A 19,993-nucleotide genomic window follows, 5' to 3' on the forward strand; every position below is an offset into this window, starting at 1 on the left:
TTATATATTTCATAATATACCCGTTTATATAAAAATACAATACTTTATGAACTAAATTATTTGTTATATTTCATAACTTTGTTTACACTATAATAAGAGTCATGAATAAAGAGGTGACAGCATGAATGGATTTGAACGCAGACGTGAATTAAAAAAGCAGCATATTTTACAGGCTGCGATGGAGCTTTTCAGTGAACTTGGGATTCAGAAGGTTTCAATTGCTGATATTGCTAAAAAGGCTCAGGTTTCTCAGGTAACCATCTATAATTATTTTGAAAGTAAGCATAATCTGATACATGAGGTCTTTATTTATTATGTGGATCAGGCGTCCAATCAGTTTGAAGAAATTGTGCATAGTGATCTATCGTTTCCTGAAAAGGTGAAGGGGATCATTTTTAATAAAAAGCAGGTGTCTACAAATATTCACCCTGAGTTTTATCAGTATCTGATGAAAGAATATACGGAGGAAGGTAATTATATAGAAAGAGTTTATACTGAAAAAGCGTTACCTTATTTTATCCGGCTATTTGATGAGGGGAAAAAAGAGGGCTATGTGGATCAGCATCTATCCAATGAGGCAATTCTTTTTTATATCCAGATGTTAAAGGATTATCTTCAGCGTGAAGATGTGTACGAGCGTATTCTCCCGTTAACTGAAGACATTACAAATATATTCTTTTACGGCGTAATCGGAAAGAAATCATAAAATAAGCCCTGGCATATCAGAGATGCCGGGGCTTATTCTTATAAGATTGCTTCTGCTAAAATGCGGTCAAGCTTTCTGATATCCACTTTCTTATTCACATTCAGCTTAAAGCGCCCGGAGCGTGTCCACAGTTCAAGCTCTGCGTTCAGATCAAATGTCCCGCCGTTTTCAGATGAATACATATCGATCGATTTAAAAGGAATCGTATAGATTTCCACTTTCTTACCGGTAATCCCCTGTTTGTCAGCGATAAGCAGACGTTTATTCGTGATTACCGCTGTATCACGCACCGTTTTATAAGCTACTTTCGCTTCTTCACCTTCAACAAGCAGTGCCTCGAGATCAGCTGGAACTGCTACTTCCTCAATAAATGTCCAGCTCATAATTGCTGTTAAATCTGCCATTCTATCAGCCTCCTTAACTATATATTAATGGAGACATACGATAGAGTCACCCCCAGAAAATGGTTTTCAACAGCGAAATATATAAAGGCTAACCACAAATAGAATTCGGATTGAAAAGGAGATGTTACATAAGTAAATAGAATGTATTTTGAATTCGCTTACAAGGACTTTCTTATTAATTGTTTGTAAAGATTCTAAATATTGTAGAGAAATCCAAACTTTTCTTTTAGTATTAAAAATGCACGAATACATAACCAGGAGGTAATACATTAATGCAGCCTTACAAAAAGCACTTTGCTGTTTTTGTAGCTTTAGTCATGGTATTCAGCCTGCTGACACCTTTTTCATCTGTGTCAAAAGCGGCAAGCTTTACAGAGACGTTTGATAATTGGACTCAAACTGGATCATCATATCTGGATGGTTCATTTGAGGGAAATAACGGAGTGAACTGGGACTATACAGGTGGACGGGCATCGACTTCGATTGATGGAAAGGGAATGATGTTCCGCGATGCTGGAAGTGTCTTAATATCTTCTGAGATTGATGGCGGAATTTCATCACTATCTTTAGATATTAAGGCGGATTTCACTACAACTAACCCTCGTCAACTAGAAGTATATATTAACGACGTGCTCGTTGGGACAACTCCTAACGTTGCGGCGGGTAGTGAAAAAATTAACTACAGCTTAGAAGATTTGGATGTTGAAGGACCGTTTGTCATTCAATTTAAAAAGGTGGGTTCTAACAGTCAGCTGACTGTCGACAACATCGCATGGACTTCATACGAAGATCCGACAAAAGTTTCCGCTGTACAGTCCAGCGTACCAGCTGGTCAGGTAGCTGAAGGAACAGAAGTAGCATTTTCTACTTCAACTGCTGATGCAGAGATCTTTGTTGCTCAAAATGGCGGTGAGTATGAAGCATACACAGCTCCATTCACGTTAACTGAAGATACAACGTTTGACGTATATGCTGCTGCAGACGGACTGGATGATAGTGACGTCAGAACGTATGAGTATTCAATCATTGCTGAAGAAAGTATTGCAGACGTTAGGAACCAGGAAGTGGGTTCAATTGTTTCAACAACTGGTACAGTAAGTGCTGTATTTAACCAGGGTGGTGCGAACAATATTTATATGCAGAATGCAGGCGCTGGCATTGTTGTCAGATCAACTGCTGACGTAACTCCTGGTGATATTATTTCGGTATACGGTGAGCTTCAGGATTATAATGGACTGGCGCAAATCGCAGCTGAGGCTGAGGATGTTGTTGTGACTGGTCAGGAAGAAGCACCTGCACCACAGCCGGTTCCTGAAACTGGTCTTAGCGAAGCGCTTGAAGGAACACTTGTATCTGTTTCAAATGTCAATATCGCTTCTTCCGGCAGCGGTAATTACTATGGAACAGATGAATTTGGAAATGACATTGTGATTCGTCCGGCAACAAGTCTTGATATTCAGACAGGCCGTACGTATGAAGTCGTTAATGGTGTGGTTGGAGAGTTTAATGGAACATATCAAATTGTTCCAAGATCAGCTGATGACGTGATTTTCGATACAAATCAGGTTCGTCCTGTGAAAGCTGACCCTGCCGGCGGATTTGTAGCAGAAGGCGGGACAGTTACACTTTCAACAGAAACTGAAGGTGCATCGATTTATTACACAACAGACGGTTCTGAGCCGACTGAAGACAGCACGCTTTATGATGGTGGCGTAACAATCACTGAAAACACTGATCTCAAAGCAGTTGCTGTAAAAGAGGGTATGACAACAAGTGATGTTGCTGAATTCACTTATGTGATTCAGTCTGATGATATTGAGATTCACGATATTCAGGCTGCAGCGCACTTCTCACCTTATGAGGGACTGTCTGTACCTGATGTTGAAGGGATTGTCACGTATGTAGTGAACAGCAGCAGTTTTTATATGCAGTCACTAACACCGGATGAAGACTCTCGTACTTCAGAAGGAATTCTTGTATACCAGAGAAGTCATGGTCTTGCTGAAGGAGATCACGTAGAAGTAAGTGGAACGGTTTTAGAGTATTATGTGGAAGGTTACGGAGACCGTTTTGACAATGATCTTCCTGTAACACAGATCGAATCAACAAACATTAATGAAATCGCATCAGGTCTTGAGCTTCCTGAGCCAGTCGTTATTGGCGGCGAAAACGGTATTGAAGTACCGACTGAAGTGATTGATAATGACAACTTTGCACAATTTGATCCTGCAGAGGATGGCATTGACTTTTATGAAAGTATTGAAGGTATGCGTGTCGAGGTAGCTGGCGGAACAGCGAGCGGTCCTCAGAAGTACGGTGAAATTGCAGTGCTTCCGAATAAGGGAGATGAAGTTTATACACAGGCAGGCGGTTCGATTGTGAAGCCTGATGACTTTAATCCTGAGCGTGTGTTTATTGATGTAGATGACGAGAATTTTGTTGTGAAAACAGGGGACGAGTTATCAACATCAGCAATTGGTGTAATGAGCTACGGTTTTGGGAAGTATAAAGTGCTTGCAGGAAAAGGCCAGATGCCAGCATTCACTGATGGCGGACTTGAGCCTGATTCAACAACGATTGAATACAAAGAAGATGAGCTGACGATTGCTTCTTATAATATTGAGAACTTCTCAGCAAATACTTCTAATACAAGTGATGAGAAAGCGCAGCGTATTGCTGATTCATTCATTAATGACCTTGGATCACCGGATATTATTGCGCTGACAGAAGTACAGGATACGAATGGTCCAACAGACGATGGTACAGTTTCAGGAGAGGGAAGCTATCAGCGCCTGATCAATGACATCATCGCGCTTGGCGGTCCTGAGTATGCTTATACTGAGGTCATTCCTGAAGATAAGCAGGACGGCGGACAGCCGGGAGGTAACATCCGTAACGGTTTCCTTTACAACCCTGAACGCGTTCAGCTGACTGAAGGAGAGCAGGGCGGAGCCAATGATGCAATCGATGTGGTGGACGGCGAACTCACGCTGAACCCTGGACGTATTGCGCCATCAGAATTCCCGAACACACGTAAGCCTGTTGTTGCGGAATTCGATTTTAACGGCGAAAAAGTGATTGTAGTTGGAACTCACCTGAACTCTAAAGGTGGAGATCAGCCGTTATTCGGTCAGAATCAGCCGCCATTCCTTGGCAGTGAAGCTGAGCGTGTTGAGCTTGCAGCGATCATTAACAGCTTTGTACAGGATGTGCAGGCACAGACACCCGATGCAAACATTGTCGTTGCAGGTGATATGAATGATTTTGAATTCGCTGCACCGATTGAGGCACTAAAAGGTGAAGAACTGACGAATCTGATTGACGGAGTGGAAAAAGAAGAGCGCTACACTTACAACTATGAAGGGAATGCACAGGTGCTTGACCACATTCTTGTGAGTAATAACCTGGCTGACCGTACAGCGTTTGATATTGTTCATATCAACTCTGACTTCATGGAAGTTCACGGACGTGCATCTGACCATGATCCACTGCTGGCACAGATCAGCTTTAAAGAGGATATTGAAGAACCACAGCCTGAAAAGAAAGTTGTTAACCTTGCTGACTATGAGCAAAAGAAAGTAAATATCTTTGAAAATGATGTACACATTGTAGCTGAAAAAGGATTAAAGGCAGATGAAATTATGGTTCGCGGCACGAACGTAAGCTTTGAGGGTGAGGGTCTTGAAGATCTTGAAATCACACTTCATGCAAAAGAAGCTGGTGCAGCGTATGATTTTGAAGGAAATGAAGTAAAATCAGTGGTTGTACAGCATAAAAACGTTGAAGCCATCTATGGAGCAGAAAATATCCAGAAGCTTGAGCTTCGCGGATCAGCGAAAAAAGCTGGCGTGACGCTTTATGACACTGAAGGAAATGAAATTGAGCTTGAAAATGAAAAGCCTGGTAAGGGCAAAAGTAAGAAAGCATCATAATGAGGAACCCCCTGAAATCGCAATCTGCGATTCAGGGGGTTTCTCCATTATGAAGCTGACCCAATTAACAGACCACAGTACCATTGCATCCACTCCATTTAAATTCCTAAAAAAAAACCGCCTTAACAGCGGTTCAAATCATTTCCCGGGCAATAAGCTCATAAGACTTCTTCTTATCCTCAGGAGAATATATATTCGTAATCAATAAAAAGTCATCGGTTTGATATCGCTCACTTAACTCTTCCAGAGAAGTCTTCACTTTCTCAGGCGTCCCGACAATCATTCTTCTGCGGTTATGCCGGATTTTCTCCAGGTCAGCTGATGTAAGTCCTTGCTCTTTCAGGCGTTCAGGAGCATGAACCTGTGAATCGCCTTTTTCAATGCTAAGCAGCCACATATCCTGCGTAAGTGCGAGGCGCTCAGCTTCTTCCTGTGTTTCAGCACAGACGGTAAATACACATACATTTACAGTTGGTTCATCAAATTGCCCTGGTTTGAAATGTTCACGGTATACCCGGAGTGTTTCTTCCCATTTATCCGGATTAATAAAGTGACCAAATGTCAGTCCCAGACCGCGCTCCGCAGCAAGCTTAGCGCTTCGGGGTGAGAGACCGAGCACCCATATGGGCGGGGCACTGCCGGTTCTTGGTGTGACTTTGACCATTCTATATTCATGCTGCTTGGGAAGTTCATTATGCAAAAACCCGTACAATTCATCGAGATGTCTTGGGAAAGCACTCATCATACTTTCACGGCTGTCAGTTAATGCGGCTCTTGTCCGTTCAGTTCCGCCGGGAGATCTGCCAACGCCGAGATCCACGCGGCCGGGAAACAAAGCCTCAATCGTTTTAAAGGTTTCTGCAACCTTCAGGGGACTGTACTGCGGCAGTAAAATGCCACCGGAACCCACTTTAATGAATTCTGTAGCTGAAGCGATTCGTGTCATCAGAATTTCGGGTGCTGCGCTGAGCAGCCCGTTAGTATTATGATGCTCGGCCAGCCAATAGCGCTGATAGCCAAGCTTTTCAGCGGATTTTGCAAGTTCAATGGTGTCATTCAGGACATCAGAGGGGTCTGATCCCTGAGGCATTGGGACCTGATCCAGAATTCCAAGTTTCATGACTGAGTCCTCCTCATCATTCAATGACTCAATTATGACATGATCCCGGTTTAACCTGCATCAGGTTTGCTCACGCAAGCCTCAACTGAATCAATTTTGCGATTTCAGTGGCTCTTTTAGCAGTCAGTGTTTTTGCTTGCGTCAGGGCATAATCAAGTGTGCAGGGGCTATGCATAATTGAAAAGCTTGCTGTAAATAGATCCAGGAGACCTTCAGCTTCATGATCAAGGCTGCCTGATATTAAAAGAACCGGCTTATCACATGAAGCTGCAAGTTCAGCTACATAATGAGCCACTTTCCCATACATCGTCTGTTCATCACTTTTTCCTTCACCTGTAAGGATCAGGTCCGCTCTACGGACTGCTTCAGGAAGTCCCATTTCTTCCCCAATCAGTTTTGCACCCTGTGCGAACTGACCGCCTGCAGCAAGCAGGGCAAACCCCATTCCACCTGCAGCTCCAGCGCCTGGTGCATCAATCAGTTCCGCAGCAGTGAGTGCTGCAAACTGTGAAATCCATTGATCATAAACAGCAATATCTTCAGATCGGACACCTTTTTGAGGACCGAAAATCGCTGTAGCACCTTCTTCTCCGGTTAAAGGGTTATTCACATCTGAAGCGATCATCAGGTCAATTTCTTTCAGTCTCGGGTCAAGTGTTGTCAGGTCTACGCGCTGAATATAAGGAAGTCTCCCCAGGTTAACGCTGCCTTCAAATGTCTCTGTGTAAGTGTACATTGCGCCAAGCGCTTCAAGCAGGCCTGCTCCACCGTCATTCACTGCACTTCCGCCAAGGCCGATCAGCACCTTTTTACACCCATGGTCCAATGCATAGCGGATCAGCTCGCCAACGCCATATGAAGTAGATTGGATCGGTATCAGTTCATCAGTTGTGAAGTCCGGAAGACCGACCGCCTGTGCTGATTCAATATAAGCGGTGTCTCCATCTATACAGATTTTCGCTTTTTTATCATGTCCGTATGTATTTTTAACTGTAACTTCCATTGGGATGATCCCTTTTTTAAATGAAAACGGCTCAAGCATGCCTTCACCACCATCTGCCATCGGAAGAAGTACATAGTCAGCTTCAGGATAAACGAGTTGAAACCCTTCTTTCATTGCCAGCGCTGCTTCTGAAGCGCTCAGGCTGCCTTTAAATGAATCTGGTGCAATGACAATTTTCATAATCAGTCAGCTCCTATTCAGTGCGATTGGCTATATTGTATCAGGCTGAATGAGACAAAGCGCTTAAAAAAAGAAATTTCTGATTATGATCAATTTCCACTTGAAAAAGTGACGGTTGTGTGATTTGTTTTCGATAATCCCTTGCAATTAATGGTGCAACCATCGTACAATGAAGGATGAATGTCATTTTCGAAATGAGGGTAAAAATGAAAACTTCCATTTATGGATTAACGTTGGAGCAACTTGTTGCCTGGCTTATGGAACATGGTCAAAAGAAGTTTCGTGCAGAACAGATTTGGGACTGGCTTTATCGTAAGAGAGTCACAACTTTTGAAGATATGAAGAACGTCAATAAAGAATGCCGTGAGTTACTAGAAGAGAACTTTGTCATCGAGACACTGGATCTTCAGATTCGTCAGGATTCACAGGACGGCACTGTGAAATTTTTATTTAAACTTCAGGATGGAAACCTGATTGAAACCGTACTGATGAGACAGAAATATGGTCAGTCAGTATGTGTAACGACTCAGGTCGGCTGTAATATCGGCTGTACATTCTGTGCGAGTGGTCTGCTTAAGAAGAGCCGTGACCTTTCGAGCGGTGAAGTTGTTGAACAGATCATGCGCGTTCAGAAGTATATGGATGAAAAAGGCGATGGTGACCGCGTCAGTCATATCGTTGTCATGGGAATCGGAGAGCCGTTTGATAACTATGATAACCTGATGAGCTTCCTGCGCGTCGTGAATTCAGCGAAAGGTCTGGGCATCGGGGCACGTCATATCACGGTTTCAACAAGTGGTCTTGCGAACCGGATTTATGACTTTGCAGATGAAGACCTGCAGGTAAACCTTGCACTGTCTCTTCACGCACCGAATGATGAGCTGCGTACACGCATCATGAAGATTAACCGTGCATATCCAATTGAGCCGCTTATGAAAGCGATCGATTACTACCTTGAAAAAACAAATCGCAGAATTACGTTTGAGTACATTCTTTTACATGATGTAAATGATCATGTGGAAGAAGCAGAACAGCTTGCGAAGATGCTTTACAACAAGCGTCACCTGGCATATGTGAACCTGATTCCTTACAATCCGGTTGATGAGCATATCCAGTATGAGCGAAGCAAGCAGGAAAACATCATGAAGTTTTATGATACGCTGAAAAAAGGCGGCATTAACTGTGTGGTACGTCAGGAGCATGGTACTGATATTGATGCGGCATGCGGACAGCTGCGCAGTAAGCAGATTAAAAAATCAGCAGTATAAATTTGAAAGCCTGGAAAATTCCAGGCTTTTTCTAATTTTTAGAAGCTATACTTATTTCTATTGAAAACCGTCTCTTCCATGTATTATAATAAAAATGTGACAAATGACCTATTTGGAGGAACGGTGATGGAGGGACTATTTTTAACGGCAGCCTTTATTATTACAGCATTTCTTGCTAATACACTTCGCTTCTTCGTAAACGGATACATAAACAGATTAATATTTGTCATCTCGACAGTACTGCTGGTTCTTCTTGAGCAGTGGCTTGTTTCACCTTCACACACCCATTGGCTGCTTTTATTTGTCATTGCGGCAACTGTGATCAGCTTTCATTTCAGTGGAGGTATGATTGCAGCAGGACTTGCATCATTATATCTATGGATCACTACAGGGCAGGTGGAACTTAGTGTTTATACCGCCTATTTTTTATTTGCATCATCCGTTTATGCAGTCAGATTTTATGTCAGAAAAATACGCCGTCAGCGCGATCACTGGCTTGAGATCCTGACGATTAATTCAAAACAGCTGAATGTGACAAAGGATGTCAGTCAGGCCATGCAGCAAACGTTTAATACAAAGCGCCTGCTCGAAACGATCCTGACATCTATGACAGCAGGACACGGGCTTGGCTATAACCGCGCAATGATTTTTCTGCTCGGAGAAGACAAGCATACGTTAAAGGGTATCATGGCCACAGGGCCGGTTCGGGCGGAAGAAGGCTTTGAGATCTGGGAGAATATCACGGTTAACCGCTATGGCCTGGCAGATTTAATTGATAAAAAAGAAGAAGAGAAGGCAGATCAACTATTAAATGAAATTGTGCAGGATATGACCATTCCGCTGACAGAAGACAGCTTTCTGACTAGTGTGATGAACTCGGGTCATCCAATGCTTGTGAAAAAGATAGATGAAAACGATGAGCTGATGAAGCATTTTCAACATAAGCTTAATCTGCAGGAGTTTGCTGTGATTCCTCTTATTCATCAGGGCGAAAAGTCAGGAGTTGTTATGATCGATAACCTCGTGAACCAGAAGCCGCTTAATATGCATGATGTCGACATCGTTACCCCGCTTGCTACACAGGCAGCTATTGCGCTTCAGCAGGCGAGCCAGTATGAATCAGTTGAACGGATGGCTCTTAAGGACGGATTGACCAATCTTTATAATCAGCGTGCATTTCAGCAGTCTTTATCTGATGAGTTTTGCAGCAGGTCGTTTTCAATTATTCTATTAGATATTGATTTCTTTAAAAATTATAATGATACCAATGGACATATGCTCGGTAATGAGGTGCTTGTTCAGCTTGCGGGAGTCATCTCAAATAGTCTCAGAGGGGATGATCTTGCTTATCGTTTTGGCGGGGAGGAGTTCGTTATTTTACTCCCGGGTACAACAAAGGATAAAGCGTATATGGTAGCAGAAAGAATCCGTAAAAGGGTGGAAGAAACAGTTTTTCCAAAAGGAGAATTACAGCCGAAAGGAAAGCTGACGGTCAGCCTGGGTGTCGCTGCATCTGATGGTTCAATGGATCCTTTTGATGTCGTAGAACTTGCGGATCAGGCGCTGTATGAAGCAAAAGACCGCGGTAAAAACCGCGTGGCAGTCACCTAGGAGGTATATAGATGGATTATGCATTATTGCTAATGAATATTATTGCATTCACGATCGTCTTTCTGATTACAACCAGACCGATGTACTTGCGTTCGCTCAGAGTGAAAGCGGATCGTACAGCTAAGCGGCTTGGGCTCTCTCTGAATGAGTTGGTCTATTCATATGAACAGATGGTCTTCTTTACAGCACTTCCAAGTCATTTACCTCAGCTGAAGCTTGCTGAAAAGCAGGATATCTTACTGAAGCTTGACTATCATTCTATGTTTTTCCCAAGGCTCAAAGGCGTAAAAGTCATTGTCACAAAAGGCAGTCATCCTTTTGATCTGGCTTATTTGCCGATTAAAGATTTCAGGCTTCCTGCGCTGGACCGACTTTCCTCAGAGTCTCATTTGACTGACAGAGAGTATTTAACAGTCAGCTCTTATATTGCGAGCAATCTGCAAACACTGTATGAGATTAAAGATGAAGTGTTTCATAAAATGCAATTTAAAGCGGATCAAATGCCAGAATAAAAAGAAAAGAGGCGGACTCATGATAAACGATCAACAGCTATCAATCCGGACGTCGAGTCTGCTTGAAACAGTCAGTTCCTCGATTCATCATAACCGCTATGAAGCGACACCTTACGAAGGGCTCGAGGCTTTAAGTGAAGCTTATTCACTAAAAGGCAGGAGCTTAGTGGATTATGGGTGTGGGAAAGGGCGGGTTTCATTTTATTTTCATCACCGGTTTGGGATTGATGTGACAGGTATTGAGATGAACCCAAGGCTTTATCAGGCAGCGCTTGAAAACCAGGCATCCTATCTGGCTAAACGAAAGCTGAAAAAAGGCAGCATTCAGTTTGAACGTGCCTATGCGGAGAAGTATGAAGTGAAAGCGGATCAGGATGTGTTTTATTTCTTTAATCCATTTTCTCTGCAGTTATTTTCAGCTGTGCTTAGCCGGATCTCATCATCTCTTGAGAAGCATCCAAGACAGGCCACGATTATTTTGTATTATCCAACTGTTGAATACATTCATCATATTGAAGAGCATTCCGCTTTTCATCTGACACAGCAGATTCCGGTTCCGGGATTGGTAGAAAATAATCATAATGAGCGTTTTGTGGTTTTTGAGTATGGAGAGTAAAGGTTTTAGTGAGGTGGAGTTAATGTTGTAATCGTTTCGCTGCGCTTCAGGTGGAGGCTTTCCGAGCGGTGGTTGCTGAGCCTCCTCGCCTTAGGCTGCGGGGTCTCAGCTTCCCACTAATCGCTCCGGAGTCCCCGCCTTACGCTTCGCTTCACTAAGATGGACTTTATGAACGGTCTGTTCTGTAAAAACCCAGTTTTATATCTTTTAAAGAAAGGTATAATTAAAACGGATTTGTCGCCCAGATTGCGGAGGTTTTGATAAATGATCGCTGTTCAAGCTTCAGCAGGCTGACGATGTATTCTGCAAGGTCTTCGGCCTGTGTGAATTTATCAGGGTTGCGTTCTCCATCCTGCCCGCGTGTTAAGTCAGTTTCAACCAGGCTTGGTGTAATGGTGGAGACACGTATATTGTACGGACGAACCTCCTGCATCAGTGATTCAGTCAGGCCGTTCACAGCGAATTTTGATGCACTGTATGCACTTGATCCTTTTGTGCCTTTTAATCCTGACATGGAAGAAATGTTAATAATATCACCTTTTTGACGTTCGATCATACCCGGCAGCACCGCTTTTGTGGTATGCACGATGCCCATTACATTCGTTTGCAATACCTTGCTCCAGTCATCTGTCGAGAGCTTCAGAAATTCCCCATAGACACCGACCCCGGCATTATTAATCAGGATATCAACCTGTCCAAGCTTGTCCGTCAGTTCTGTGATGGCATGCTGAATATCCGCTTCATAGCTGACGTCAGCTGCAGCAGTTTCTACACTTATCCCGTATTCACTCAGCTTCTCTTTTATGTTTTTCAGATGCTCCTCAGACCTCCCGATGATTCCGAGATCTACACCTTCTTTCGCCAGTTCTATTGCTGTTGCAGCACCTATCCCGCGGCTGCCGCCTGTAATAATGGCTTTTTTACCTTTTAAAGATTGCATATTGTTCATCCTTTCTGAATCAGTTTCTATCTATGTTATTCACATCATATCATCTCTGAAAACATGCAGATAAAAGGATGTTTCTGTATAATGGCTGGTGAGGTGAAAAAATGAAGAAACTGTTAATTGGTTTATTGATTTTTGCTGCACTGGTTGGCGGAGGCCTGTATGCCGTCTATTATTTTGGCACAGAAATGGCAGCTGATCAGGTGGTTGACTCGGTTACTTCTGATATGAAGGAGACCGGTGAAATGGATCAGGTGAAGACATATATAGAGCAGGACCCAGTATTAAGCAGCTACCTTGAAGATGCGAAAGCTGCACAGGATGATGAAGATCTGGCTTTTACAACAAGAGCTGAAGCAACACGTGTGATGATTCAGAAAGTGGGAATCGGTGAGCTTCAGCAGATTCAGGCTGATGCGGAATCAGGTAACCTGTCAGAGCAGGAAGTCATTCAAAAGCTTGAACAATCTTTAACTGAAGAAGAGTTAAAAGCATTGAAAGTACTTGCTTATAAAGAAATATATGGAGAATAATAAAAGCCTTTCAAGGAGTGTCCTTGAAAGGCTTTTGCATGATTATCTGTCACCACCAAGGATATCGAAAAGGCCGCCTGCTGCGCTTCCTTCACCTTTCGACCCGCCGTTACGCGGCATGGCGGAGAAAACGCGGCTTGCGAGACGGCTGAATGGTAAAGATTGAACCCACACCGTACCAGGTCCGCGCAATGTAGCAAGGAATAATCCTTCTCCACCAAACATCGCAGTCTTAATCCCGCCTACCATTTCAATGTTATAGTCAATCCCGCCAGTCATCGCGACCAGGCAGCCTGTATCAAGACGAAGCATTTCGCCAGGGGCTAATTCTCTTTTATGAATGGTTCCGCCTGCATGAACGAAAGCCATTCCGTCTCCCTCAAGCTTCTGCATAATGAATCCTTCACCACCGAAGAAACCGGCTCCAATTTTCCGCTGAAACTCAATACCGATGGATACACCCTTTGCAGCTGCTAAAAAAGCATCCTTTTGACAGATTAATTTGCCGTCAATTGTGCTGAGATCAAGCGGAATAATTTTGCCTGGGTAAGGTGAAGCAAAGCTGACGTGCTTTTTCCCGCTTCCTTCGTTTGTGAAGGCAGTCATGAATAAGCTTTCACCGGTTAATACACGTTTCCCTGCACCAAGGAGCTTACCCATCAGTCCGCCTGAGGATGCTGCACCATCTCCGAAAATGGTCTCCATTCTGATTGAATCGTCCATCATCATCAGACTTCCGGCTTCAGCAATGACTGTTTCCTGCGGATCGAGCTCCACTTCTACAAACTGCATGTCGTCTCCATAAAGCTTGAAATCAATTTCATGATTATTCATACTGCCTTCACTCCTTTTCATTATTTCTTCAATCATAACCTATTTTGCTGAAAAATCTGAATATGTTTTTGTTAAACTATAAAGGGAAGAAATACATCATAAAGCATTTGAAAGGGGTAGCGATGAAAAATTACTTGATCTGGCTTGTCGTATTTCTGGTTCTGATGACAGCTGCAGCTTATCTGCTGGTCAGATTTACGTTCATGGAATGGCAGTTCACGGGAATTGTGATCTTAGCAGCAGCATTCTTTTTCAGTTCATCCGGCGGCCTTTCTTCTAATATGGGAGAAGCGCATGCAGTGACTGAAAGTAATGGACATTACAGTCCGCGTTTTGAAAAAGCGGTCCTGTTCTTTACTCCGTCTATTGCAGCTGCAGTAGTTATACTGATCGCAAGCTTTATAATTCCGTTTATTTCAAATGGCTGAGGGTGATAATGATGAAATCCATTCATCAGATTATGCAGCTGATCGGGCGACTGGACGCTCATGTTGCAGATGATTTTGAAGGACAGGACCTGGATTTTAAACAATGGAGTATAAAGACAGAAGATAATGTCCGGAAAATGGTTGAATATGCGATCTGTATGGCGAATGGCGGAGGCGGCAGCGTTGTTTTCGGGATTGCTGATCGCGTAAAAGGTCATGGCAAAACGATTTTAGGCGTGCCGGAAAACCTTGATATTGAGTCATTCCATGAACGGATCTTACAGGAAACGGTTCCGCCGTTATCTGCTGAATTTGACATCGTTCAACTTGACTACGGAACAGGTCAGCTGTTAATTATGACAGTGGAAGGTAAGGGAGGACCTTATTCTTTTTTAAACGGTAAATCTGTCGTGCGAAAAGGAAAAGAATGCTTAACGATTGAAGAAAATACTCAATTCTGAAAGGGGTTTTGATCATGAAGGCTGTTTATCATAAAGGGACAAAAGGAATGGAAGGTCTTACATACGGGGATCTGGATCAGCAGGAAGTAAAGGCGGGGGAAGTGCGTATTAAGCTGAAAGCAGCCGGTCTGAATCACCGTGACTTATTTGTATTAACCCGTCACAGTGAAGAAGATCCTGCGCTTGTTGTAGGCTCAGATGGAGCAGGTATCATTGAAGAAGTCGGTGAAGGTGTAACAAATGTCAGTAAGGGTGACGAGGTCATTGTAAACCCGGGGATCAATTGGAAACATAATACGGATGCACCCCCGCCGGAATTTGATATTGTCGGACTGCCGGGTCACGGTACATTTGCTGAGAGTATTGTTTTGCCTGCCGATAACGCTGTTAAAAAGCCTGACTACCTCAGCTGGGAAGAAGCAGGTGTTGTTGCACTTGCGGGTCTGACAGCGTATCGTGCGCTGTTCACGCGCGGTCAGGTGAAGGAAGGGATGAAGGTACTGATTCCCGGAATCGGAAGCGGTGTCGCAACGTTCCTTCTTCAATTTGCCAAAGCAGCAGGCGCAACAGTCTATGTGACTTCCCGTTCAGAAGAAAAGCGTCAGAAAGCACTTGAGCTTGGTGCTGATCATGCCATCGACAGTGAAGGAGACTGGGAACAGGCACTGGATGGCACAAAGATGGATCTTGTCATTGAATGTGTCGGTGCAGCAACCTTTAATAAGTCTTTAAAGCAGCTGAGAAAAGGAGGTACAATCGTTACTTTTGGTGCCTCGGCAGGCGACGAAGTGACGATCAACCTGCGCGACTTTTTCTATGGTCAGCAAAACCTGTTAGGCTCTACAATGGGTAGTGCAGAAGAGCTTGATGAGATGATTGCATTTATTGAAAAGCATCAGATTCATCCTGTGGTGGATCAGGTATATGGTTTATCAGATTACAAAGCTGCATTTGAGCGGATTGAGAAAGCTGAACAGCTGGGGAAGATCGGGTTTAAAATCAGTGATTGATTTAAATAATTGTTAAACAATATTTGCCCAAGCGAGTGAGTCATTCCTTAAATGGAATATACCACTTGCCTGGGTATTTTTTGCGTTCAGAAGGAATAAGTCTGGTAAAAATCAACTGTTCAGTTTACAGCCTTACGTGTATGATGATTCAAAAGTTAACGGTAATAATGGAGGGATAGAAATGGATACTGAAAAACAACTTCGGAGCTTAATTAATTCAGTGCAGGCAATGACTTCTACTCTTCACATAGACGAAGTGCTGGACCAGCTGATTAAAGAAGTTCTGAATGTCATCGACGGGTCAAATGCAAGTGTCCTTTTTTTATATGATGAAAAAATCGGGAAGCTTTATGCGAAAGCCGCAGCAGGTTTTGACATGAAGTATTTGAAGCACGCGCTGCTTGAACCGGGTGAAGGGATGAGTGGAAAAACCTTTTTATCTCAGCAGGGCAGGATTTTTTCAACACATGACGATACGTTAAAAGGTATGACGGATATCAACGAGGAAACAAAAGAATACTATTCAAAAGCACGCGGGGATATGGAGTATCCGGCAAGTGCGATTTGCGTGCCGCTAATCACAAAAAAGGGTTGTATTGGTGTCCTGACTGTAGACATATATGATGAAAATGTAGTTTTTAATGCACAAGATTTAAAGCTGCTTGAAACATTTGCAGTACAGGCGGTGATTGCAATTGAAAATGCTACGCTCTTCTCAAAAAGTGAAAGAACACAAAGGGTTCATGAAGCGCTCAGCAGAGTATCGCTTTCACAGGGGGGGCTTGAGGAAATTACAAAAACGATGGCTTCGCTTGTACATGCGGAAGTCATTGTTTTTAATGAGTTCTTTGATTTACTTGAGGCTTCCAGTGAGCATGCTTCTGCCAGAGCACGACTGCTGATACAGCAATACCCGCAGGAACTGACCAGTGGGATGTCACAGGACAAAGGGTCTGTATGCCAAGTCAATGATGGTGATATGCAGGAAAGAGTTTATTTTTTTCCTGTACGGACTGATCAGCGCGCAATGGGATTGATTTGTATCTATCTGGATGAAAGAGAAGTGCTTGATCCACTGGACCAATTTGCGATTGAACAGGCCTCTATGATCTTCGCGCTTGAAATGAACCGTCGTGATAAAAGTTCCTATGAGGCGCTGACGTATTCAGGTTATGTGCTCGATCAGCTACTGTATGGAAAGCTTGATGAATTGACTGTTAATGAAATTGCGCGCACAACTTCCGGCGCTATAGAAGGCCGGCGTTTTTTTCTGGTTCAATTAACGATAGAAGAGGCGCTGTTGTCTCTCAAAGAAATCTCCGTTAAAAAAGAAATGCTGCTGCGTGTGATCGCAAGGAAATTGTCACAATTTCCTTATAAAGCGTTTATTCTTGATCAGAACCTGGATATGATTTTTATGTTCGCATACCCGGAATATATAGATGAATCTTCAGCTTACGAACGGATTAGAATTTTGTTTGCTCAATTGGTAGAGGAGGTAAGACAGCTGGCCGGTCTTTCGGTCCTTATAGGAATCGGGAGAGCTGTTCAGCAGCTTGAGGAAGTTAAGATATCTGCTAATGATGCGTCTAAATGTGTAGATTACCTGCTGACGAAAAATAAAGACAGCTCTCTTTTGGCTTATTTTGAGCTCGGTTTTCAGCGATTGTTTTTGAAAACAGAAGCCCGTGAGCTTGAAGCGTATGTAGAAGATACAATTGGAAAATTAAAAGAGTTCGATCAAGCGCATAATGGCAGTCTGATGATTACATTGAGTGTTTATCTTGAACTGAATCAGAATATGAAATTGACTGCTGAAGCATTATTTATTCATGTGAATACGGTGAAGTACCGTTTGAAGCTGATTAAGGATGTACTCGGATTACAAGCTATTCAAGGAAAAGAAGCATTCGAGCTGCAATTAGCGGTAAATATTGATAGTTTCCTGGAAAGATAGTGAAATGGTTGTCTTTAAAAGACAAAATAAAATACAAATCTTTGTCTGTGATAGACATTATAAAATAGTCTGACTTATTTTATAATTTCAACTATTACAAAGATAAAGAGGTGATCAAGTGGCAATGCAGGCAAAAGCCAGTTTTTCAAAATTATTTTTATCAAGATTGCTTCACCAATATCCTGCAGCACTGGATCGGGAGGGTATTTCCGGAAAAAGAGTAGCTCAGAGGCTTGCTGAACTGTCCAGAATCGGATTAACAAAAGAGCAGGGCAGTAACCGGATGTCATTTTCTGACGAAGAACGTGCAGCAAAAGAGCTGGTTAAAATCTGGATGAAAGAAGCCGGACTTTCCATATATGAAGATGGAGCAGGAAACGTGTTCGGTACACTTCGCGGCAAAGATCAAAGCCAGTCAATTATGTCAGGGTCTCATGTCGATAGTGTACCGAATGGTGGTCATTTTGACGGTCCGCTTGGCGTACTTGCTGCTTTGGAAGTTGCACAGGCGTGGAAGGAAACAGGATACGTGCCTGAAACAAACTATGAAGTTGTCATTTTTACAGACGAAGAAGGCGCACGCTTTAACGGTGGACTGACAGGCAGCAGGGCAATGGCTGGAGAAGTGGATATGACTAAGCAGATGAAACTTACAGACTACAACGGTACCCCTTTTGAAGAAGTCCTTAAACAGCACGGTCTTTCACTCAAAAACTTTAGTGAGTCGAAGCGTTCACTCGATAAAATAAAAGCTTATGTAGAAGTGCATATTGAGCAGGGCAAACAACTTGAGGAAAGAAATCTTTCAACAGGCGTCGTAACCGGTATTGCCGGTCCATCATGGCTGACAATTACGTTCAATGGTGATGCCGGTCATGCAGGAAATACACCGATGATCGGAAGGAAAGACCCTCTTGTTGCAGCCGGAGAATTTGTCTCCAGGCTCAAAGATATTCCGGGTCAGGTCAGCAGTTCAGGCGTTGCCACAGTAGGGAAGCTTGAAGTTTTACCGAACGGTGTTAATGTCATACCGGGTCAGGTGAAGCTGACTGCTGATATTCGTGATATAGACAAAGATTTAAAAAATCAGATTGTAGAAAAAACGAGATTATTATTAACCGAGTTAGAAGAAAAGCATGGCATTGCAGTTGACGTTCAGGAAACATTGAATGTTACTCCGGTAAAACTGTCGGAAACCATGCAGGAGATTGCAGCTGAAAGTACAGCTCATGTAACAGGTGAAAAAGCGTTTTATTTACCAAGCGGAGCAGGTCATGACGCCATGGTAATGGGACGTTACGTGCCGACAGCCATGCTTTTTACAAACAGTAAGCACGGTGTGAGTCATAACCCGAAGGAATGGTCTTCTTTAGAACATTGTGTAGAAACGATTCATGTTTTAAAACATATGCTCGAAAAAATTGATCAAACAGACAGGAGTGAGCTTGTATGAAGAAGTTTAAGTTAGCTGGAGTAACAATGATGCTTGGAGGTGCGCTTACTTTGTCTGCCTGTGGGAGCAAAGATAGCGCAGGTGGATCAGGGGAAGCAGAGTATCAGTGGAAGCTCGGCTGGAACTCAGGAGAAGAGGGAGATTCGAAGGGTGAAGCGGCGATTGCATTTAAAGAGTACGTGGAGGCAGAGTCAGATGGCCGTATTGAAATAGAATTCTTCCCGAATGAAACGTATGCTTCATCTCCTGAAATGATAGAAGCAGTTCAGGTGGGAGCACTGGAAATGGCGATCCCAGGAGCAAATGAACTTGCGAATGTAGTACCTGAATATGCAGCACTCTCATTACCTTTTATTGTTGAAACAGCTGAAGAAGCACACGCAGTGCTTGATAGTGAAATTGGAACTGAATTAAGAGAAAAAGCAACCGACCAGGGGTTTGTCGCATTAACAGATACAGAGCTGGGCTTTACACACATTACAAATGATGTCCGCCCAATTAATGAACCCGCAGATCTTGAAGGTCTGAGCATGCGTTCACCAAACGATGCGAGCTTAATAGAAACATTTGAAGCATTTGGATCTTCAGTATCAACAATGGCTTACACAGAGCTTTACAGCGGTCTTTCACAGGGAGTCATTGATGGACAATTTAACCCGTTGTTAAATATATTTGATCAGAATATGCATGAAGTACAGGATTATCTCGCAATGACAAACTTCACATACTACTACTGCTATATGATTTTGAATCAGGATGTATTTAATAGTCTTGATGAAGACCTTCAGCAGATTGTGATGGAAGGTGCTGAAAAAGCACGTGATGCCTCACGTGAAGTTGTAGCAGAAAGTGAGCAGGAGTATTTCGAGCGTGCACAGGAAGAGTTCGTGGAAGTAACTGAACCTGATCTGGCAGCATTCCAGGAAGCTGCACAGCCGGTTTACAAGGAAGTCGAAGATATCATGGGACCGGAAATTATTCAGGATATTCAAGGGTTCTTAGAGGAATATCGTCAATAA

Annotated in this window: 18 protein-coding genes; 13 read left to right on the top strand and 5 right to left on the bottom strand. The window is 43.1% G+C overall.

From position 1 onward, the window contains the following. Window positions 1-121 precede the first annotated feature (121 nt). Window positions 122-706: a TetR/AcrR family transcriptional regulator gene (locus UFB30_RS01465; protein WP_322419894.1), complete on the top strand. Its 585-nt coding sequence runs from the start codon at window positions 122-124 to the stop codon at window positions 704-706. 38 nt (window positions 707-744) lie between these two features. On the opposite strand, the gene UFB30_RS01470 is transcribed toward UFB30_RS01465, so the two are convergent. Continuing rightward, window positions 745-1,110: a PH domain-containing protein gene (locus UFB30_RS01470; RefSeq protein WP_322419895.1), complete on the bottom strand. Its 366-nt coding sequence runs from the start codon at window positions 1,108-1,110 to the stop codon at window positions 745-747. Between the two features lie 272 nt (window positions 1,111-1,382). Between UFB30_RS01470 and UFB30_RS01475 the strand changes: the two genes are divergently transcribed. Further along, the gene (locus UFB30_RS01475) at window positions 1,383-5,042 is read left to right on the top strand and encodes a DUF8508 domain-containing protein (RefSeq protein WP_322419896.1); all 3,660 of its coding nucleotides are present in this window, start codon (window positions 1,383-1,385) and stop codon (window positions 5,040-5,042) included. A gap of 133 nt (window positions 5,043-5,175) precedes the next feature. Here UFB30_RS01475 and UFB30_RS01480 read toward each other — a convergent pair whose 3' ends face one another. Continuing rightward, on the bottom strand, window positions 5,176-6,162 hold the full coding sequence (locus UFB30_RS01480) for an LLM class flavin-dependent oxidoreductase (RefSeq protein ID WP_322419897.1): 987 nt from the start codon (window positions 6,160-6,162) through the stop codon (window positions 5,176-5,178). Window positions 6,163-6,232: 70 nt separating this feature from the next. Next, window positions 6,233-7,345 carry a glycerate kinase gene (locus UFB30_RS01485; RefSeq protein WP_322419898.1) on the bottom strand — a complete coding sequence of 371 codons (1,113 nt, stop codon included), beginning with the start codon at window positions 7,343-7,345 and terminating at the stop codon, window positions 6,233-6,235. Between the two features lie 206 nt (window positions 7,346-7,551). On the opposite strand from UFB30_RS01485, the gene rlmN reads away from it, so the two are divergent. From rlmN to UFB30_RS01505, 4 genes are all read left to right on the top strand, one after another. Further along, the gene (rlmN, locus tag UFB30_RS01490; protein ID WP_322419899.1) at window positions 7,552-8,613 is read left to right on the top strand and encodes a dual-specificity RNA methyltransferase RlmN; all 1,062 of its coding nucleotides are present in this window, start codon (window positions 7,552-7,554) and stop codon (window positions 8,611-8,613) included. 126 nt (window positions 8,614-8,739) lie between these two features. Further along, entirely contained in the window at window positions 8,740-10,224 is a 1,485-nt protein-coding gene (locus tag UFB30_RS01495) for a GGDEF domain-containing protein (protein WP_322419900.1), read from the top strand. 11 nt (window positions 10,225-10,235) lie between these two features. Next, window positions 10,236-10,736 carry a hypothetical protein gene (locus UFB30_RS01500; protein WP_322419901.1) on the top strand — a complete coding sequence of 167 codons (501 nt, stop codon included), beginning with the start codon at window positions 10,236-10,238 and terminating at the stop codon, window positions 10,734-10,736. A gap of 19 nt (window positions 10,737-10,755) precedes the next feature. Continuing rightward, window positions 10,756-11,352, top strand: coding sequence for a class I SAM-dependent methyltransferase (locus UFB30_RS01505; protein WP_322419902.1), 597 nt, complete (start codon window positions 10,756-10,758; stop codon window positions 11,350-11,352). A 223-nt stretch (window positions 11,353-11,575) separates the two neighbouring features. Here UFB30_RS01505 and UFB30_RS01510 read toward each other — a convergent pair whose 3' ends face one another. Beyond that, window positions 11,576-12,292 (bottom strand): 3-ketoacyl-ACP reductase, encoded by a 717-nt coding sequence (locus tag UFB30_RS01510; RefSeq protein WP_322419903.1) that lies wholly within the window; start codon window positions 12,290-12,292, stop codon window positions 11,576-11,578. 110 nt (window positions 12,293-12,402) lie between these two features. Between UFB30_RS01510 and UFB30_RS01515 the strand changes: the two genes are divergently transcribed. After that, the gene (locus UFB30_RS01515) at window positions 12,403-12,831 is read left to right on the top strand and encodes a hypothetical protein (protein WP_322419904.1); all 429 of its coding nucleotides are present in this window, start codon (window positions 12,403-12,405) and stop codon (window positions 12,829-12,831) included. 42 nt (window positions 12,832-12,873) lie between these two features. Here UFB30_RS01515 and UFB30_RS01520 read toward each other — a convergent pair whose 3' ends face one another. Next, window positions 12,874-13,665, bottom strand: a complete 792-nt coding sequence (locus UFB30_RS01520; RefSeq protein ID WP_322419905.1) for a TIGR00266 family protein — start codon at window positions 13,663-13,665, stop codon at window positions 12,874-12,876. Between the two features lie 122 nt (window positions 13,666-13,787). On the opposite strand from UFB30_RS01520, the gene UFB30_RS01525 reads away from it, so the two are divergent. The 6 genes from UFB30_RS01525 to UFB30_RS01550 all read left to right on the top strand — a co-directional run bounded on the left by UFB30_RS01525 (window position 13,788) and on the right by UFB30_RS01550 (window position 19,993). Continuing rightward, entirely contained in the window at window positions 13,788-14,093 is a 306-nt protein-coding gene (locus UFB30_RS01525) for a hypothetical protein (protein ID WP_322419906.1), read from the top strand. A gap of 11 nt (window positions 14,094-14,104) precedes the next feature. Further along, window positions 14,105-14,554 carry an ATP-binding protein gene (locus UFB30_RS01530; protein ID WP_322419907.1) on the top strand — a complete coding sequence of 150 codons (450 nt, stop codon included), beginning with the start codon at window positions 14,105-14,107 and terminating at the stop codon, window positions 14,552-14,554. Between the two features lie 14 nt (window positions 14,555-14,568). Continuing rightward, window positions 14,569-15,564: a zinc-binding dehydrogenase gene (locus UFB30_RS01535; RefSeq protein WP_322419908.1), complete on the top strand. Its 996-nt coding sequence runs from the start codon at window positions 14,569-14,571 to the stop codon at window positions 15,562-15,564. A gap of 181 nt (window positions 15,565-15,745) precedes the next feature. Further along, window positions 15,746-17,521 (top strand): helix-turn-helix domain-containing protein, encoded by a 1,776-nt coding sequence (locus tag UFB30_RS01540; RefSeq protein ID WP_322419909.1) that lies wholly within the window; start codon window positions 15,746-15,748, stop codon window positions 17,519-17,521. A 124-nt stretch (window positions 17,522-17,645) separates the two neighbouring features. Continuing rightward, window positions 17,646-18,974: a M20 family metallo-hydrolase gene (locus UFB30_RS01545; protein WP_322420534.1), complete on the top strand. Its 1,329-nt coding sequence runs from the start codon at window positions 17,646-17,648 to the stop codon at window positions 18,972-18,974. Then, complete coding sequence (locus UFB30_RS01550) at window positions 18,971-19,993, top strand: TRAP transporter substrate-binding protein (protein ID WP_322419910.1); 1,023 nt, start codon at window positions 18,971-18,973, stop codon at window positions 19,991-19,993. The genes UFB30_RS01545 and UFB30_RS01550 overlap by 4 nt, the downstream gene beginning before the upstream one ends.

The organism is Jeotgalibacillus haloalkalitolerans (assembly GCF_034427455.1).
Lineage (GTDB): Bacteria > Bacillota > Bacilli > Bacillales > Jeotgalibacillaceae > Jeotgalibacillus > Jeotgalibacillus haloalkalitolerans.

Coding starts and splice junctions, on each gene's coding strand:
- UFB30_RS01465 (WP_322419894.1), top strand. CDS start 122: ATGAATGGATTTGAACGCAGACGTGAATTAAAAAAGCAGCATATTTTA.
- UFB30_RS01470 (WP_322419895.1), bottom strand. CDS start 1,110: ATGGCAGATTTAACAGCAATTATGAGCTGGACATTTATTGAGGAAGTA.
- UFB30_RS01475 (WP_322419896.1), top strand. CDS start 1,383: ATGCAGCCTTACAAAAAGCACTTTGCTGTTTTTGTAGCTTTAGTCATG.
- UFB30_RS01480 (WP_322419897.1), bottom strand. CDS start 6,162: ATGAAACTTGGAATTCTGGATCAGGTCCCAATGCCTCAGGGATCAGAC.
- UFB30_RS01485 (WP_322419898.1), bottom strand. CDS start 7,345: ATGAAAATTGTCATTGCACCAGATTCATTTAAAGGCAGCCTGAGCGCT.
- rlmN (WP_322419899.1), top strand. CDS start 7,552: ATGAAAACTTCCATTTATGGATTAACGTTGGAGCAACTTGTTGCCTGG.
- UFB30_RS01495 (WP_322419900.1), top strand. CDS start 8,740: ATGGAGGGACTATTTTTAACGGCAGCCTTTATTATTACAGCATTTCTT.
- UFB30_RS01500 (WP_322419901.1), top strand. CDS start 10,236: ATGGATTATGCATTATTGCTAATGAATATTATTGCATTCACGATCGTC.
- UFB30_RS01505 (WP_322419902.1), top strand. CDS start 10,756: ATGATAAACGATCAACAGCTATCAATCCGGACGTCGAGTCTGCTTGAA.
- UFB30_RS01510 (WP_322419903.1), bottom strand. CDS start 12,292: ATGCAATCTTTAAAAGGTAAAAAAGCCATTATTACAGGCGGCAGCCGC.
- UFB30_RS01515 (WP_322419904.1), top strand. CDS start 12,403: ATGAAGAAACTGTTAATTGGTTTATTGATTTTTGCTGCACTGGTTGGC.
- UFB30_RS01520 (WP_322419905.1), bottom strand. CDS start 13,665: ATGAATAATCATGAAATTGATTTCAAGCTTTATGGAGACGACATGCAG.
- UFB30_RS01525 (WP_322419906.1), top strand. CDS start 13,788: ATGAAAAATTACTTGATCTGGCTTGTCGTATTTCTGGTTCTGATGACA.
- UFB30_RS01530 (WP_322419907.1), top strand. CDS start 14,105: ATGAAATCCATTCATCAGATTATGCAGCTGATCGGGCGACTGGACGCT.
- UFB30_RS01535 (WP_322419908.1), top strand. CDS start 14,569: ATGAAGGCTGTTTATCATAAAGGGACAAAAGGAATGGAAGGTCTTACA.
- UFB30_RS01540 (WP_322419909.1), top strand. CDS start 15,746: ATGGATACTGAAAAACAACTTCGGAGCTTAATTAATTCAGTGCAGGCA.
- UFB30_RS01545 (WP_322420534.1), top strand. CDS start 17,646: ATGCAGGCAAAAGCCAGTTTTTCAAAATTATTTTTATCAAGATTGCTT.
- UFB30_RS01550 (WP_322419910.1), top strand. CDS start 18,971: ATGAAGAAGTTTAAGTTAGCTGGAGTAACAATGATGCTTGGAGGTGCG.